Annotated in this window: 19 protein-coding genes; 7 read left to right on the top strand and 12 right to left on the bottom strand. The window is 68.1% G+C overall.

The window, feature by feature from the left end; genetic code table 11:
* Window positions 1–5 precede the first annotated feature (5 nt).
* On the bottom strand, window positions 6–1,244 hold the full coding sequence (locus HV786_RS10325) for an MFS transporter (RefSeq protein WP_254599471.1): 1,239 nt from the start codon (window positions 1,242–1,244) through the stop codon (window positions 6–8).
* Window positions 1,245–1,336: 92 nt separating this feature from the next.
* Between HV786_RS10325 and HV786_RS10320 the strand changes: the two genes are divergently transcribed.
* Complete coding sequence (locus HV786_RS10320) at window positions 1,337–1,795, top strand: winged helix-turn-helix transcriptional regulator (RefSeq protein WP_175210742.1); 459 nt, start codon at window positions 1,337–1,339, stop codon at window positions 1,793–1,795.
* On the opposite strand, the gene HV786_RS10315 is transcribed toward HV786_RS10320, so the two are convergent.
* From HV786_RS10315 to HV786_RS10300, 4 genes are all read right to left on the bottom strand, one after another.
* Window positions 1,792–2,763, bottom strand: a complete 972-nt coding sequence (locus tag HV786_RS10315) for a pyridoxamine 5'-phosphate oxidase family protein (protein ID WP_175210740.1) — start codon at window positions 2,761–2,763, stop codon at window positions 1,792–1,794. The genes HV786_RS10320 and HV786_RS10315 overlap by 4 nt on opposite strands.
* A gap of 30 nt (window positions 2,764–2,793) precedes the next feature.
* Window positions 2,794–3,456, bottom strand: coding sequence for a glutathione S-transferase family protein (locus HV786_RS10310; protein WP_175210739.1), 663 nt, complete (start codon window positions 3,454–3,456; stop codon window positions 2,794–2,796).
* A gap of 104 nt (window positions 3,457–3,560) precedes the next feature.
* On the bottom strand, window positions 3,561–4,466 hold the full coding sequence (locus HV786_RS10305; RefSeq protein ID WP_062842078.1) for a LysR family transcriptional regulator: 906 nt from the start codon (window positions 4,464–4,466) through the stop codon (window positions 3,561–3,563).
* A 127-nt stretch (window positions 4,467–4,593) separates the two neighbouring features.
* A complete protein-coding gene (locus tag HV786_RS10300; RefSeq protein ID WP_175210737.1) occupies window positions 4,594–5,478 on the bottom strand; it encodes a LysR substrate-binding domain-containing protein in 885 nt (294 codons plus the stop codon).
* 123 nt (window positions 5,479–5,601) lie between these two features.
* Here HV786_RS10300 and HV786_RS10295 point away from each other — a divergent pair, with 123 nt between their 5' ends.
* Entirely contained in the window at window positions 5,602–6,276 is a 675-nt protein-coding gene (locus tag HV786_RS10295) for a flavodoxin family protein (RefSeq protein ID WP_128829819.1), read from the top strand.
* Here HV786_RS10295 and HV786_RS10290 read toward each other — a convergent pair.
* From HV786_RS10290 to HV786_RS10260, 7 genes are all read right to left on the bottom strand, one after another.
* The gene (locus HV786_RS10290) at window positions 6,216–7,073 is read right to left on the bottom strand and encodes an AraC family transcriptional regulator (RefSeq protein WP_175210735.1); all 858 of its coding nucleotides are present in this window, start codon (window positions 7,071–7,073) and stop codon (window positions 6,216–6,218) included. The two genes, HV786_RS10295 and HV786_RS10290, sit on opposite strands and share 61 nt — an antisense overlap.
* Window positions 7,074–7,093: 20 nt before the next feature.
* Window positions 7,094–8,053 carry a proline dehydrogenase family protein gene (locus HV786_RS10285; protein ID WP_175210733.1) on the bottom strand — a complete coding sequence of 320 codons (960 nt, stop codon included), beginning with the start codon at window positions 8,051–8,053 and terminating at the stop codon, window positions 7,094–7,096.
* Window positions 8,054–8,125: 72 nt separating this feature from the next.
* Complete coding sequence (locus tag HV786_RS10280; protein ID WP_175210731.1) at window positions 8,126–9,034, bottom strand: DMT family transporter; 909 nt, start codon at window positions 9,032–9,034, stop codon at window positions 8,126–8,128.
* A 178-nt stretch (window positions 9,035–9,212) separates the two neighbouring features.
* The gene (locus HV786_RS10275; protein WP_128828012.1) at window positions 9,213–10,460 is read right to left on the bottom strand and encodes a D-amino acid dehydrogenase; all 1,248 of its coding nucleotides are present in this window, start codon (window positions 10,458–10,460) and stop codon (window positions 9,213–9,215) included.
* A gap of 106 nt (window positions 10,461–10,566) precedes the next feature.
* Window positions 10,567–11,004 carry an Rrf2 family transcriptional regulator gene (locus tag HV786_RS10270; RefSeq protein WP_128828011.1) on the bottom strand — a complete coding sequence of 146 codons (438 nt, stop codon included), beginning with the start codon at window positions 11,002–11,004 and terminating at the stop codon, window positions 10,567–10,569.
* Window positions 11,005–11,063: 59 nt separating this feature from the next.
* Entirely contained in the window at window positions 11,064–12,281 is a 1,218-nt protein-coding gene (gene hmpA, locus HV786_RS10265; protein ID WP_128828010.1) for an NO-inducible flavohemoprotein, read from the bottom strand.
* Between the two features lie 90 nt (window positions 12,282–12,371).
* Complete coding sequence (locus tag HV786_RS10260; RefSeq protein ID WP_128828009.1) at window positions 12,372–13,037, bottom strand: 4'-phosphopantetheinyl transferase family protein; 666 nt, start codon at window positions 13,035–13,037, stop codon at window positions 12,372–12,374.
* Between the two features lie 110 nt (window positions 13,038–13,147).
* On the opposite strand from HV786_RS10260, the gene HV786_RS10255 reads away from it, so the two are divergent.
* The 5 genes from HV786_RS10255 to HV786_RS10235 are packed head-to-tail and all read left to right on the top strand — an operon-like array spanning window position 13,148 to window position 15,787.
* The gene (locus tag HV786_RS10255; protein ID WP_128828008.1) at window positions 13,148–13,870 is read left to right on the top strand and encodes a beta-ketoacyl synthase chain length factor; all 723 of its coding nucleotides are present in this window, start codon (window positions 13,148–13,150) and stop codon (window positions 13,868–13,870) included.
* Entirely contained in the window at window positions 13,867–14,730 is an 864-nt protein-coding gene (locus tag HV786_RS10250; RefSeq protein WP_128828007.1) for a lysophospholipid acyltransferase family protein, read from the top strand. The genes HV786_RS10255 and HV786_RS10250 overlap by 4 nt, the downstream gene beginning before the upstream one ends.
* Window positions 14,711–14,971 carry a phosphopantetheine-binding protein gene (locus HV786_RS10245; RefSeq protein WP_056316022.1) on the top strand — a complete coding sequence of 87 codons (261 nt, stop codon included), beginning with the start codon at window positions 14,711–14,713 and terminating at the stop codon, window positions 14,969–14,971. Before HV786_RS10250 ends, HV786_RS10245 begins: the two co-directional genes overlap by 20 nt.
* Window positions 14,972–14,987: 16 nt before the next feature.
* Window positions 14,988–15,242 carry an acyl carrier protein gene (locus HV786_RS10240; protein ID WP_056316019.1) on the top strand — a complete coding sequence of 85 codons (255 nt, stop codon included), beginning with the start codon at window positions 14,988–14,990 and terminating at the stop codon, window positions 15,240–15,242.
* Window positions 15,239–15,787: a COG4648 family protein gene (locus HV786_RS10235; protein ID WP_175210729.1), complete on the top strand. Its 549-nt coding sequence runs from the start codon at window positions 15,239–15,241 to the stop codon at window positions 15,785–15,787. Before HV786_RS10240 ends, HV786_RS10235 begins: the two co-directional genes overlap by 4 nt.
* Window positions 15,788–15,789: the final 2 nt, after the last annotated feature.

Raw genomic sequence — 15,789 nt, 5'->3', positions numbered from 1 at the left:
CGTCGTCAGACGCGCGCCCGCCCCTGCCCCACACAGTTCGCGCGCGGCGCCGTCGCCGCCCAGAACACCAACGCCGCCACGCTGATGCCTGCGCCCAACGCGCAAACGCCCAGCCACCCGGCGCGCGCATACACGGCCGTCGCGGCAATCGAGCCCAGGCCGCTGCCCACGGCGTAGAACATCATGTAGCCCGCAACCAGGCGGCTGTGCGCCTGCGCGCTGATGCTGAAGATCATGGCCTGGTTGGTCACGTGCAGCGCCTGCGCCGCCAGGTCCAGCACCAGCACGCCCAGTGCAAGCAGCCACAGGCTGTGGTCCAGCAAGGCAATGGGAACCCAGGCCACGCACAGCAGGGCCAAGCCCAGCGCGGTGGTGCGCTGGCCGTGCCCGGCGTCGGCCAGACGGCCGGCGCGCGCCGCCATCAGCACGCCCGCGACGCCTACCAATCCGAATGCCCCCACCGCCGTGTGCGACAGCGAATGCGGCGGCGCGCTCAGCGGCAGCACCAGCGCCGTCCAGAACGCGCCGAACGCGGCGAACATCAAGAGCGCGATCATGCCGCGCACGCGCAGCACGCGCTCGGTCGCCAGCAACGTGAAGACGGAGCGCAGCAGCGCCCCGTATCCCAGCCCGGCCACGGGCAGGCGCCGCCGCGGCAGCCAGCGGGCCAGCACCAGCGCCAGCACCGCCGAAAGGCAGGCCGACACCACGTAGACCGCGCGCCAGCCCCACAGATCCGCCAGGGCGCCGGCCAGCGTGCGGGCCAGCAACAGGCCGATCACCACCCCGCCCTGCGCCGCGCCCACCACGCGCCCGCGCTCCGCCGGTGCGGCCAGGGCCGCGGACAGCGCAAGCAGGCCCTGCGTCATCGCCGTACCCAGCAAGCCCAACGCCACCATGCCGGCCAGCAGCCAGGGCGAACTTGCCGACGCCGCCACCGCCGCCAGGGCCAGCACCAGCAGTGCCAGCTGCGCCAGCATCAATCGCCGCCGGTCCAGCAGGTCGCCCAGCGGCACCACGAAGAACAGTGCGAGCGCGCAGCCCAGTTGCGTGGCCGTGACGACGATGCCCACCGCACCCTCGTCCATGCGGAACTCGCGGCCGATCGCATCGAGCAGCGGCTGTGCGTAATACACGTTGGCAACGCTCAGGGCGCAGGCCGCGGCCAGCAGCAGCACCAGCGCGGGCGGCATCGAGGGTGTCTCGTCGTACCCCGGCGCGCCGGGTCGGGTGGTTGGCGTCATGATCTATCTGGTTTTATAACGAAACCAGAATGCTAGTTCATGAGGTTTTATAATGCAACCAACTTCACCATCAGCCAGCGCAAGGAGTCCGCATGGTCAAACGCACCAGCCTTGAAGGCGCCGCCTGTCCGGTCGCGCGCTCGCTCGACGCCATTGGCGACTGGTGGTCGCTGCTTATCGTGCGGGACGCCTTCGACGGCCTGCGCCGGTTTGGCGAATTCCAGAAGAACCTGGGCATGGCAAAGAACATCCTGAGCGACCGGCTGCGCACGCTGGTCGCGCACGGCATCCTGGCGGTCGCCCCGGCGTCCGACGGCAGCGCGTATCAGGAATACGTGTTGACGGAAAAAGGCGAGGCGCTGTTTCCGGTGATCGTCGGGTTGCGCCAATGGGGCGAGGACCACTACTTCGGGCCGGACGAGGCACACTCGACGTTGATCGATCGCCAGCGCGGCCAGCCGGTGCAACGCATGGAGATCCGCGCGCAGGACGGCCGGCCGCTGCGCCCCGGCGACACGGTCGTGCGCAAGGTGGCGCAAGACAGCCGCTAGGTCGCGGCAGGCCAGCGCCCCGTCGCCAATGCCGTGGGCGACCAGGCATCGAAGCGCCAGCGCAAGGCCAGCGCGCCGGGCCGCCAGACCACCCGGCGCACATGCACGCGCCACAGGCGTTCGGCACCCTGGAAGGCCGAGATTTCCGGGCTGTCCAGAATCACCTCCGCCCTTCCCGTCAGTTGCAGCACGTCGCCGCGTTCGAAGTCGATGAACAGCAGCCCCGCGACGGGATTGGCGGCCAGATTGCCCAGCGTGTTGAAGAACCGGTTGCCCGAGAAGTCCGGAATGGTCAGCACGTCGCCGTCCACCCGCACGAAGCCAGGCTTGCCGCCCCGGTGCGAGACATCGACGGCGCGTCCGCCCTCGCTTTCATCGCGGTCCGCATAGCTGGCGACAAAGAAGGTGTCGGACACCGAGATCAGGGCGCGCGCCGCGTCGTCCAGCCCCGCGCGTTCCTGCGGCGCGGCGGCAAAGCGCAGCGAGGGCGAACGCGCAAAGAAGAATTCGCGAGACTGGATGTACTGCGGACAGTTGCCAAACGACTGCGCCACCGCCACGTCAAAGCGCTTGCCATCCCAGGCCGCGATTCGGCCGTTCATGCGGTTGCGCCGCCGGGTGTGCAGCTCGATGCCCAGCAATCCCACCGCCTTGCCCAGTCCCAGTCCCGCGCGCAACGGGTCGTCCGCGTCCGGCATGGCGGCGATGCGCAGCGTGTGCGGGTCCGGCGACACGGCAAAGCCCGGCTGCCCTTCCAGGATGCCGGCCCAGGGATCGCCGTGGTCGTCGACCGCGCCGGCCACCACGAACGGCAGCTGCGCGAAGAATTCCCGGTGCTGATCGGGCATGTAGTCGCGGATGACCTTGCGGCCGACCATGTCCATGCGCGCGGCAACGCCCGCGTGCTTCTGCAGTTGCAGTTCACCCGCGTGCCAGGGCGACGGCGTGACGTTTTCGGGAAGGTTCATGGCAATGTCCTCGCGGTCGATTGGAGGGAATCAGGCGGCCAGCAGGCCCACCGGCGACGATTCCATGGGAACGAAGCGCGGCAGGTTCTCGATGCGGGTCAACCACGCGCGGATCCGCGGATAGTCCGCCAGCGACACGTTGCCTTCAGGCGCATGCGCCACGTAGGCATAGCAGGCCACATCGGCGATGGTCGGCTCGGTACCGGCCAGGAAGTCGCGCTGCGCGAGTTCGCCTTCCATCACGGCAAGCAGCGCGTGCGCGCGCGCCAGCGTGGCGTCGACATCCAGCGGCGCGCCAAACAGCGTCACCAGCCGCGCCGACGCCGGACCGCCAGCCAGCGGCCCGGACGCCACCGACAACCAGCGCTGCACGGCCGCGGCGCCCGCCGCATCCTCGGGCAGCCAGGCCCCGCCGCCGTAGCGCTTGGCCAGGTACACCAGGATGGCGGTGGAGTCAGCCACCACCACGCCGTTGTCGTCGATAACGGGCACCTGGCCAAAGGAGTTGAGCGCCAGGAATTCGGGACGCTTCTGCTCACGCTGACGCAGATCCACGTCGATACGTTGGTGCGGCACGTCCAGCAGCGACAGCATCAGCGCGACACGATGCGCGTGGCCGGAAAGCGCGAAGCTGTAGAACTTGAGCGGAGCGGCGGCTTGCGCCGGGGCGGATTGCGAGGAGGTGGATGGCATCGGAAGCTCTCAGGTGGATTCGAGCCACCATCTTGGGCCTGCCCGCGCCAATGGAGAACGGCCGGCGCCGGCAAGACACTCTTGCCGGAAATGAAATAAACCAGTCAGGCTGGCAGCGCCGCCAGGTCGCGGCGCAGCGCCTCGACACAGAAATCGACAAAGCTGCGCACCTTGGCCGAGCTTTTCCGCCCTTCCGGATACACCAGATGGACGGGCACGGGCGGCATCTCGAAGTCGCGCAGCACCACCTGCAAGGCGCCGCTGGCCAGGTGCGGGGCCACCTGATAGGACATCACCTGGGTCAGGCCCCAGCCTTCCCGGGCAGCCGCCACGGCCGCCTGGAACGAGGTGACGGTCAATTGCGACTGCATGTTCAAGCGAAGGCTCTGGCCGTCCTGCAGGAAGCGCCATTGCGGCCCGCGGCCTTCCATGGCCGCGGTGATGGTGCAGAAGCGATGCAGCGATTCGGGGTCGGCCGGCTCGCCATGGGCGCTCAGGAATCCCGGCGCGGCGCACACCACCCGGCGCACGTGGCCCACCGGCACCGCCGTCAGCGACGAGTCCGGCAGCGCACCGATGCGCACGGCCACGTCGATGTCCTCGTCCACCAGGTTCACCACGCGGTCCACCAGCAGTGCGCGCAGCGACACCTGGCGATGCCCGCGCAGATAGCCCAGCACCGCCGGCATCACGTGCAGCTCGCCGAACAGCGCGGGCGCGGTGATGGACAGCGCGCCGCGCGGCACCGCCATCGCGCCCGCCGCGGCGTCATCGGCCTGCTCGACCTCGTCGAGGATGCGGCGGCAATCGGCGGCGTAGCGCTGGCCGGCCTCGGTCAGGCGCAGGCTGCGCGTCGTGCGCACCAGCAGCAAGGCGCCCAGGCGGCGTTCGAGCGCGGCGACGCTGCGCGTGACGCTGGGCGCGGACATCTCCAGCCGGCGCGCTGCCGCGGCAAAGCCGCCCGCGTCGGCAACCGCAAGAAATACCGTCATTTCATGGAATCGGTTCACGGCGGGGCGTACTCCGTAGTCTGACAACGCGAACGCCGCACACGGGCGGCGACGTCAATGTACCCGCTCGTGCGCATCCTGTCCCGCCGCGCGTGCGCGCACCACGAATGCCGCGTGCGGCCGGCCACTAGCCTTGGAAGGCCTTGCGCAACCATGCAAGGAATGCCTTGACGGGCGGATGACGCTCGCGCCCCGGCGCGCACAGCGCAGTGTAGGCCGCGCCCGGCACCCGGACCTCGGGCCGATAAGGCGCGAGCGTGCCCGCGGCCACGCTGTCGGACACCATCACCGAACTGGCCAGCACCAGGCCCTGCCCGGCAATGGCGGCCTGCAGCGCGTAGTGTTCCTCGGTATAGGCGTGCTCCGCCACCGGCCGCTTCCATGCCGGCAGGCCGGCAGCTTCGCACCACGCCTGCCACCCCTGTTCGTACAAGGGCGAGTCGCGCCAGCGCACCGTCACCAGGGCCGGCGCCCGCCGGCCCGCGCGGGCAACCTGCGCCGGCGCGCCATATACCCCGAACCATTCGGGCAGCGCGCAGGCCGCGTGCAATGCGGGATAGCGCGCGCGGCTGTAGCGGATGGCGACGTCCACGCTGGCGTCTTTGAGCAGGTCCACGGGGTCGGGCGACGTATCCAGACGCAATTGATACTGCGGGTAGGCCTCGTGAAAGCGCCCCAGCCGGGGCACGAGCCACAACGCCGCAAAGGAATGCGTCGTGGACACGGTGAGCGCGCCGGATTCCGGCGCGGGCCGCAAGGCGTCCAGCGTCTGCGCCACGTCCAGCAACGCGCCGTGCACGCCGGCAAAGAGGCGCGCCCCCTGGTCGGTCAGCCGCACGCCGCGCGGCACGCGATCGAACAGCGCGCACCCCACATGGCGTTCCAGCGCCTTGACCTGATGCGACACCGCCGTCGGGGTGACGGAGAGTTCGGCTGCGGCCAGCTTGAAACTGCGCAGCCGCGCGGCGGACTCGAACGTGCGCAGCGCAGTGACGGGAAGCGTGGCGAACATGGGGCGATTCCTGGGATGAACAGGATTCATCTTAGTGAAGGAATCGTCAGTTGTCGCGGCCCTGCCTGGAGATCAAGATTACCTATCCGAACGTAGTTCCAGCATTTCACCAAGGAACCAAGAATGAATTCAAATCAACCGAAACAGCGATTGCTGATCCTGGTGGGCAGCCCCCGCCGCAATGGCAACAGCGCGGCGTTGGCCCACGCCGCGCGCCAGGGCGCGCAGGCAGCTGACATTTCGGCCTCCCTCTTTTTCCTGGATGACTACATCCAGGGCCTGCTGCCCGATCTGCGCCATGCCAAACCGCCCGCCGACCGGTACGCCGAACTTTTCCTGGACCATTTCCTGCCGGCCGATGGCGTGCTGTTCTGCACGCCGATCTACTGGTATGGCATGTCGGCGCAGACCAAGGCGTTCTTTGACCGATCGTTCAGCCACTACGCGGGTTCCGGCCCCGAGCCCGAACACGTCAAGGCGCGCATGGCCGGCAAGCGGCTGGGACTGGCGGTGGCGTCCGAAGAGACCTATCCCGGCGCGGCGCTCGGCATCGTGCATCAGGTGCAGGAGTTTGCGCGCTACACGCATTCCGACTTCGTGGGATATGTTCACGGCGCGGGCAACCGGCGCGGCGAGGTGGCGTTGGATCCGCGGCGTCCGCTGGCCGCCGCGCAGGCGCTGGGCGCGGAATTCTTCACGCGCAAATATTCAGATTACCGGCTTGAAACGCCCCGCAGTCACAACGTCTGGGAGCCGCCGGCGCCGGCTCTCACCAGCACGCCGGGCGGACTGCCGTAAACCTGCTTGAACACCCGCGTCAGGTGCGCCTGATCGGCAAAACCCACCGCCTGCGCCGCGTCCGCCAACGGCAAGCCGCCGCGCAGCAGCACCCGCGCGCGCGCCACGCGCCAGTTGCGCAGCCACGCCTGCGGCGGCAGTCCGTAACGCCGCGCAAACTGCTTGACCAGCGTGGTCCGATGACGATCCTGCGCCTGCGCCAGCGCTTGCAGGTCGGGCGCGCAGGACGGATCCGCGGCCATGCGCGCGTGCAGCATGGCGCAGACGTCGGTGATGGCGGATAGGTCATCGGAGGGAGGTGCTGCGGGCGTACCGGCTGCGGGCGTCCCCCTTTCCTCCAGCGCCTTGCCGTGCGCGGCCAGCGTGCCGAACAGGGCCGCGGACAGGCGTGCGCTGCGTTCGGCGGGCGCGATCTCGTCGGGCGTCAACGCCTCCAGCCATTGCGCGCACAGGGCGGCATCCGCGATCACCGGTCCCTCCAGCCGCACGCCCTGCGCATGCAGCGCGCGAGCATGATCCTGGAACCAGGCCGGATCGATGTACGCCATGCGATACGCGAGCGGTCCGGCGGCCGTGCCCCCCGTGTGCACCTGTCCCGGCGCGATCACCACCAGTTCGCCCGCGCAGGCGGCGTGGGCTTCGCCCTGCACGGTGAAGTCGCACCGGCCGTGCTCGATGGCGCCGATGGACCAGGCGTCGTGAAAATGCGGCGCGTACCGGTAGGCGCGCAGGTCCGCGATCAGCACGTCGCCGGGCAATCCCGCGCCGCAATGCCAGATGTGTTGAGAAACCGCCATGTTGCGCCAGCCAGTCGCGGCTATCCGAAGTAATGCCCGTCCGATGTCAGCGAACGGGCCAGGAGCCACGCATTGCGAGGATTCTCGCCGACGCGGCGGATGGCATACGGCCACCAGTCCGCGCCGAACGGAAGATAAACCCTGACGTTATAGCCCAATCCGCGCAGCGCAATCTGCCAGTCCGGACGCACGCCGTAGAGCATTTCGAATTCAAATCCCTCGGCGGGCCAGCCGCGCTCGCGCGCCAGATCGACGATGGCCCCGGCCAGCCGGTCGTCATGCGTGCCGAACACCGGGTAAAAGCCCGATTCGCGGGCCTCGCGCGACAACATGATCGACGCCGCGTCCAGATAGGCCTGGTCGATGCGCGCGCGCCCGGCGTGGTCCAGCGCGCGCTCTGGGAAAGCGCCTTTCACCAGCCGCAGCGATGTGCGCTGCCGGATCGCCCAGGCCAGATCCTCGGGCGTGCGCCGGCGGCGCGCCTGCAGCGTAAGGCCCGCCGGCAGGCCCTCGGCCAGCAGTGTCCGATGCAGCGCGCACGTGCGGTCGCGGATGCCGGAATCTTCCATGTCCAGCACCAGCCAGTCCCGCCCCGTGCCCGAGGCGGCCTGCACCGCCCTGCCGATACGGCGCGCGTTTTCCTCGCCCAGGGCATCGGCGTGCATGTAGCCGATGGCCGTGGGGTCGACGGAGACATGCACGTCCAGGCCCGCGTCGGCCAGTGCCCGGCAGGCGTCGATGGCTTGCCCGACGTTGTGGTCGATGGCGGCGCGATCCGCCACGTACTCGCCCAGATAGAAGAGCGACGCGCGAATGCCGTGCGCCTCGCGCAGTCTCACGGCGGTGCGCACGGCTTCCTCCATGCTGGCGCCGCCGACGAACCGGCGCGCCAGCGAGGTCCGGGCGGCCATCGCCCGCATCGCCTGCCCGACCGCCGGGCTCCGGGCCAGCGCAATTGTGGTCTTTTGAAAAATGCTCATCGCCTCACCGCGCAAAGCGGCCACTATGCGTCGGCGGCGGGCGCCTGTCTTGAACGCCCGTGAACGGCGAGGCTACGCCTTGCCGGCCGCCAGCGCGCGCCCGGCGCCAAACAGCGGCCGCTGCACAGTCTGCGCCAGCAGCACGCCCGCCAGCGTGACCGCGCCGCCCAGGACGTGATAGCGCTGCAGGTGCTCGCGCAGCATCACGAAAGCGGCCAGCGCGGTGAAGAGCGGCAACAGGTTGATGAAGATGCTGCAGCGGTTCGGGCCCAAGCGGTGCACGCCTTCGATCCACAGGTACGACAGCAGCACCGACGAGAAAATGCCGGCGTACAGGATCAGCGGAATGGTATTGGTGTCCAGCGCGGCCTGGGCGGCCGGCACCCGCAGGTAAAGCGGAAGCATGTAGATCAGCGCAAAAATCGACTGCACGAAGGTGGACTGCCAGGCGGGCACCGGCACCTTCCAGTGGCGCAGCAGCACGCCGTACAGCGCATACGACAACGCGGCCAGCAGCATCAGGCCGTCGCCCACATGCACGCCATGCTGGAACACGCTCAGCATGTCGCCCTGCCCCACCAGGTACAAGAGTCCCAGAAAGGACAACGCCCCGCCCGCGGCCATGCCGAGCGTCAGCGGATCGCGCAGGATCACGACGCTGCCCAGCATGCTGAGCAGCGGAATCAGTGCCGTCAGGATGGCCATGTTGGTGGCGGTGGTGGTTTCGGCCGCCCGGTACGACAGCGCCTGGAAAACCGCCGAGGACAGCGCGCCATACAGCGCCAGCTTCGGCCAGTGCCGCAGGATGACGCTGCGATTGCGCCACGCGGGACGGGCCGTGAACAGCCCCATGAGGAACAGCGCCAGCAGCAGGCGGTAGAAGGTGATGGCGGTGGGAGAGATGGCGCTGGCGGCCATCTTGGAGACGATGACGTTGCCCGCCCAGAACAGGATGGCGAACAACGGAAACAGATAGGACATGGTCAGGCGCTCGAAGGAGGGATCGGCTCCTTCGCGTCCGCCGAAATGCGGTGTCGCGAAGGAGTGACCGCCATCCTATTGAGCCTGCGCCAGCCCGTCTGCCGACGAAATGGCACGCGCTATCGCAAAATGGACATTGCCCCTGCGGGCGCTGGGTTCACGCTGCGGGGTTCAGGATTCAGGGCTTGAACGGCGCCGGATCCAACGGCAGCTCCAGGCCGCCCATTTGCGCCGTCAGCAACGCCGCGCTTCCGCAGGCCAAGGTGAACCCCAACGCCCCCTGCCCCACGTTCAGCCACAAATTGTCGGCTGCCGGGCTACGGCCGATCAGCGGCTTTCCGGTCGGCGTGGCCGGACGCAGGCCCGCCCATGGAATGGCCTGGCGCAGGTCCAGCTGCGGGAAGGCTTCGAGCACCTGTTTTTTCAGAAGGCCGACGCGAGCGGGGTCGATGTCGGCGTTGTTGCTGCCGATGTCCACCATGGCCGCGATCCGCAGCACGCCGCCGACCCGGGCGTAGACGATGCGCCGTTCGTAGTCGGTCACGCTGATGCGCGGCGCCACGGTGTCGTCGTCTGCCAACGGCACGGTCAGGCTGTAGCCCTTCAGGGGATACAGCGGCACGTCGTGGCCCAGGGGCCCAAGCAAGGCGCGGGTGCCGATGCCCGTGGCCAGCACGACGGCGTCGGCGCCGATGTCGCCGTCGCGCGTGTTGACCGCGACGATGCGGCGGCCTTCGCGCTGCAGGCCGGACACCGGGTTGGACATGGCGCACTGCACGTTGGCCAGGCCTTGCAGGCGGTCGAACAGCGCTTCGGTGAACTGGCGGCAGTCGCCGGCTTCTTCGCTGGGGGTATAGATGGCGCCCGCCAGGCTTGTGCCCATGCCGGCCAGCGCCGGTTCGCGCGCCACGGTCTGGGCGGCATCGAGCACCTGCTGGTCCGCGCCGTGCGCCGCCTGGTACGCCACCAGCGCGCGCGCCTTTTCGAGCAGGTCGGGGCTGCGGTAGGCGATGAGCTTGCCGTTCTTCAGGTGGCCGAACGCCAGGTCTTCCTGTTCCAGCAGCGAGTGCATGACATCGCGGCTGAGATAGGACAGCGTCAGCATCTGGGCGGTGGACGCCTTGGCGACCGAGGCGCGGCAGGCCAGCGCAAATTGCAGGCACCAGCGCCACTGATGCGGGTCCAGGCGGGGCCGGAACCGCAGCGGCGAATCATGGCGCAGCAGCCAGCCCGGCACGCTGGGCAGCACGCCGGGCCCGGCCAGCGGTGCCACATAGCTGTAGCTGAGCTGACCGCCATTGGCATAGCTGGAGACTTCCGCCGGGCGGGGCTGGCTGTCGACCAGCACCACGTCATGACCCTGGCGCGCCAGGAAATAGGCCGACGTCACACCGACGACGCCGGCGCCAATTACGCAAACGCGCATACCGTTATCCAAGTAGACCGCGAACACGGCCATTTTGTAACGGCCGCCCCCGCGCCGGCAAATGCCAAACGCCGCAGGGGCCATAACCAAACATCATGTCCCCGATTCAGGCGACGCGGTGCAGCTTGATGATCGCGGCGGCGGTCGGTTCCCGGACCAGATCGGCCAGCGTGTAGTTATTGAGGGTGTCGTAGAAGGCCTGCAGCGTCTGCGCCAGCACGCCCGACAGCCGGCACACGCCGTCCAGCGCGCACGGAGGTTCGCGGCAATCGATGAGGGGGCCCTGCTGCTCGAGCTCGCGCACCAGGTCGCCGACGCGGTATTCCGTGGCGGGACGGGCAAGGCTCAGCCCGCCCCCCTTGCCGCGCGTGGTGCTGACCCAGCCGCGCTGCGACATGAAATGCACGACTTTCACCAGGTGATTGCGCGACAGGCCAAAGCGGTCCGCGATCTCGGGGATCGTGACGGCTGCGGACCGGTCGCGGCATTGCGTCAGATACATCAGGACGCGCAGGCCGAAGTCGGTGAATCGGTTCAGTTGCATGGTGGACAGGACATGGGGGCCGGGCGGCCCGGAAACGTCGGGCCGCCAGGATACACCGGTCAGCCGGCGACGCCGCCGGTGCCGAAGGCCTCGGCGTGGATGCGGTCTTCGGTCACGCCCAGCCCCAGCAACGCCTCGCGCTGCGCACGCATGAAGGCCGCCGGGCCACACAAGTAGTAGTCCGCGCCCGGCACGATGGCCTCGTCGCGAATGGCGAGCAGATCGACGCGCCCCTGGTGATCGTAGTCGCGGCCGGCCTGGTCGCCGTGGCCCACCTCTTCGTAGAACACCGCCTTGCGCACGTTGGCGCGCTTTGCTGCGATGTCGTTCACGTGGTCGCGCATGGCGTGCACCGAACGATTGCGGCAGCCGTGCACGAAGCGGATCTGGCGCGCGTCATTGGCATGCACCAGATGGTTCAGGATCGACACCATGGGCGTGAGACCCACGCCGCCGCTCAGCAGCACGACGGGCGCATCGCCATCCTCGCGCAGGTGGAAATCGCCCTGCGGCGGCGCGACGTCCAGCACGCCGCCTTCTTCCAGGCGGTCATGCAGCGCGTTGGACACGCGGCCCGCCGGCGTCTGGTCGCCCGCCGGTTCGCGCTTGACGGATATGCGCAGGCGATCCTGGCCGGGCGCGTCCGACAGGCTGTATTGGCGCGGCTGCATCAGGCCCAGTTCCGGCACGAACACGCGCACGGACACATACTGGCCGGGCCGGTAAGCCGGGACCGTGCCGCCGTCGGCCGGGGCGAGGTAGAACGAGGTGATTTCGGCGCTTTCGGGCTGCTTGCCCACGACGCGGAACGCGCGCCAGCCGGTCCAGCCGCCGGGCTTGTTGGCCGATTCCGCATACAGACGGGCCTCTTCGGCGATCAGCAGGTCGGCCAGTTGGCCGTACGCCGCGGCCCACGCGTCCACCAGTTCGTCGGTGGCGGCTTCGCCCAGCACCTCACGAATGGAAGCCAGAAGATGCTTGCCCACGATGGCGTAATGCTCAGGCCGGATGCCCAGGCTGACATGCTTGTGCACGATCCGCGTCACAACCGGCATCAACACCGAGGGATCGTCGATGTGCTCGGCATAGGCGGTGACCGCGCCGGCCAGCGCGTGCTGCTGCGCGCCGCCCGCCTGGTGGGCCTGGTTGAACACGTGCTTGAGTTCCGGGTTGTGCTGGAACATGCGCGCGTAAAAGTGCTTGGTCAAGGCGACGCCATGGACCTTCAGGACGGGGGCCGTGGCTTTGACCAGCTCGCGGATTTGGGGGCTCAACATCAACTGCTCCTTGAATGGCGAACAGGATCGCCTTTAAACATATATTCATAATACATCTTTAAATGCGAGCCGCGAAACGTCAGGGCGGTTTCAAGTCGTATCGGGCGGCCAACTACCTTGTATCAAGACAGCCGGCAACTGACAGCCGGCCGCGCCGGTCCACGCGGGTTGCGCCAAGTCCCCTGCTGATCCTTCAGGGGCCTGCCATACCACCGAGGCCATCCAGCCGGCGCCCACCCGATAGGAACAGGCCCGCCAGCGTCCCGGCGGCGGGCGCAGCGCCAAACCCGACGGCGCCGGACACAAGCCCACCGATGCCATGTCAGCCGGAAAATCCAGACCCGCGGCCTTGATGAAGGCCTCTTTCAATGTCCATAGCTGGTAGAAGCGGAGCAGGCGCGCCTCGTCGGGCAGCCCCGCCAACAGGTCGCGTTCGGCGGCCGAACACACCCACTGGGCCAGCCCCTGCACGTCACGCGGGGAGATTGCCTCGAGGTCGGCGCCGACTTTCCAGCCGGACGGGGCGGTGGCCACGATGGCGTGACCGTTGCTGTGGCTGAGCGAGGCCGGGCGGGAATCGGGCTGGCGGCTGCGCACGTCATGCAACAGCGCGCGGCTGGCCTTCCAGTCGCGCAGTGCCTTGCCGCTGCGGATCGCAGCCGCTCGGGCAGCGTCTTCGGCGGACAGCTGCTCGGGGCTATATAGAGAGGCGGCGCTTTGATCCGCCCACCAGATTAAAAGTTCCTGAATATCCAACGGAGAACGTAACTATTTAGAAAATAATGCGAGAAATCTAAGCCAATTTGTGTGATGTGTAACTATTCAAAACAGTTTGAGCCGAGTTTGCCATAGTAGAATCGCGCGCTATGTTGACGTTCTCCATCGCGCATTGGCAAGGTTGGACACCAGGATTTCAAGACCCGAGCAGTTGGCAGCACTGGGCGGAACACCCGTATTGCCCCCTCGGAGATCAGGCCGCCGCCCGCCTCGACTTCTTGCCCCCCATGCAGCGCCGCCGCCTCAGCCCTCTGGCTCGCGGGGTGTTCGCGTGCGCGTGGCCGCTTGCCGACGGATACCCGGACATGCCGTTCGTATTCGCCTCGCGGCACGGAGAAACCACGCGCAACTTCGGACTGCTTGAGTCGCTGGCGGCGGACGAGCCGCTTTCGCCCACGGCATTTGGCCTGTCGGTGCACAACGCGATAGCCGCGCAATGGTCGATCATACGCCGCGAAACGGCCGAGTCCGTGGCGCTGTCCGTCGAGGACGATGGCCTGGAGCACGCCTTCCTCGAAGCCGCGCTGCTGTTCGGCCAGGGGCATGACAACGTGCTGGTGGTGCTGGCCGAGGAAGTGCCGCCGCACCCGTACGCACCCTGGGTGGCCGACGCGCCGTTTTCCTACGCCGCCGCGTTCCGCCTGTGCCCGGGCACGGACTGGGCGCTCTCGATGGGTCCGGCTGGCGACGGCGATGCGCCGCCGCAAGTCTGGCCCAATCCGCTGAATCTGGTGCGCCACCTGACGCTGCAGACCCCAAGCTGGCGGCACGCCAACTGCAGCCGCCAATGGACCTGGACACGTAACGCATGACCTCCCCGGCTCAAGTTCGTCAAGATTTCTGGCTTTGGCGCCTGGTCGCCACCGGCATGGCCTTCACCATGTTCGGGGTGGGCGGCGTGCTGCTGCGCCTGATGGTGTTTCCGCCCCAGCGCCTGCTGCCGGGCGACCGCCAGGACCGCCAACGCCGGGCCCGCTGGGCATTGAATGGCACCTTCAGGCTGTTCATCCGGTTCATGGTGCGCGTGGGCATCCTGACTGTGGAATTCAAGGGCGCCGACCGCCTGGGCCGGCCGGGCCAGATGATTCTTGCCAACCACCCGTCGCTGCTGGATGTGGTGTTCCTGGTCGGGCACGTCAAGAACGCCAACTGCATCGTCAAGCATGGTCTTGCCACGAATCCCTTCACCCGCGGCCCCGTCGCCAATGCCGGATACATCACCAATGACGAAAGCTTCGACATGTTCGACCGCGCGGCTGATGTGCTGCGCAATGGCGAAACGCTGATCGTCTTTCCGGAAGGCACGCGCACGCCGCCGGACGCCATGCCGCAGTTTCATCGCGGCGCATGCGCCATTGCGCTGCGCGGCGCGCGGGTCGTGACGCCGGTCGTGATCCGGATGAACCCGCGCAGCCTGACCAAGGGCGAGCCCTGGTACCGGATTCCGCCGTCGCGCATGCGCTATGTCATCGAGGTCGGTGAAGACATCGACCCGGCGACCTGGAGCCAGGCGCATCCGCTGCCGATCGCCGGCCGCAAGATGAATGCCTACCTGCACGCCTATTTCGAAGCCAAGCTGGCGCCCCGCGCGCCGGACGGCGCCCCAATGAACGCGCCGCCGTCCACGACGGCGCAAGTGGAGTCAAAGCTGGATGAATCAACTGGAACTTGAGCTCAAGACGCTCGTCATCGAGTCCCTCGGGCTCGAAGACATAACGCCCGACGACATCGACCGCGAAGCCGCGCTGTTTGGAGACGGACTGGGCCTGGATTCGGTCGACGCGCTGGAGCTGGGCCTGGCGCTGCAAAAGCGCTACGCCATCACCATCGATCCCGAAACGCGCAACATGCGCGAGCATTTCGCCAGCATTGCCAGCCTGGCGGCATTTGTCACTGCGCAACGCCGCGACTGACGCATACGGAGTCACCATGCACACCCGCGACGAAATCTTCAACACGCTGCGCGGCGCCCTCGTCGAACTGTTCGAAATCGAACCGGAACGGATCACGCCCGACGCGCATTTGTACACCGATCTGGAAATCGACAGCATCGACGCGATCGACCTGATCGACCACGTGCGCCGCCAGACCGGCCGCAAGCTGGACGCCAACGACTTCCGCACGGTCCGCACCGTCGAAGACGTCGTGCAGGCCATGTGGCAAAAGCAGGACCCCGCCGCATGAACCGTGGCGTTGCGGCCGCCTTGGCCGCCGCCGCCGTGGCTTACCCCTTCGTCGTGTACGCGATGCTGGGACGCGTGAACGCCGCCTGGCTGGCCCTGCCGCTTGCCCTGTTGTGGCTGGCCCGCGGCCTGACCGCGCGCGCCGCGCAGCCCGGCGACAAGCTGCTGCCCGCCGCCGCACTAGTCTTCTGCCTGATCCTGGCGGTAACCAATTCCGAGAGCTGGCTGCGCTGGTATCCCGTGCTGGTCAACGCCATGATGCTGGCCATTTTCGGCATGAGCCTGCGCGCCGGACAACCCGTGGTGGAACGCCTGGCGCGCCTGCGCCACCCCGATCTGCCGCCCGAGGGCGTGCGCTACACCCGCAACGTGACGCGGGCCTGGTGCGTGTTTTTCGCCTTTAACGGCGCGATCGCCGCCGCGCTGGCCGCCTGGGCGCCGTGGAGCTGGTGGCTGGCCTACAACGGCTGCGCCAGCTACGTGTTGATGGGCATGATGGCCGCCGGCGAGTGGCTGGTGCGCCCCGCCGCCGCCAAGGCCGCCTGAGC

The organism is Achromobacter mucicolens (genome assembly GCF_902859725.1).
GTDB classification, from domain to species: domain Bacteria; phylum Pseudomonadota; class Gammaproteobacteria; order Burkholderiales; family Burkholderiaceae_B; genus Achromobacter; species Achromobacter mucicolens.
This window is presented reverse-complemented; position numbering and strand designations above follow the sequence as displayed.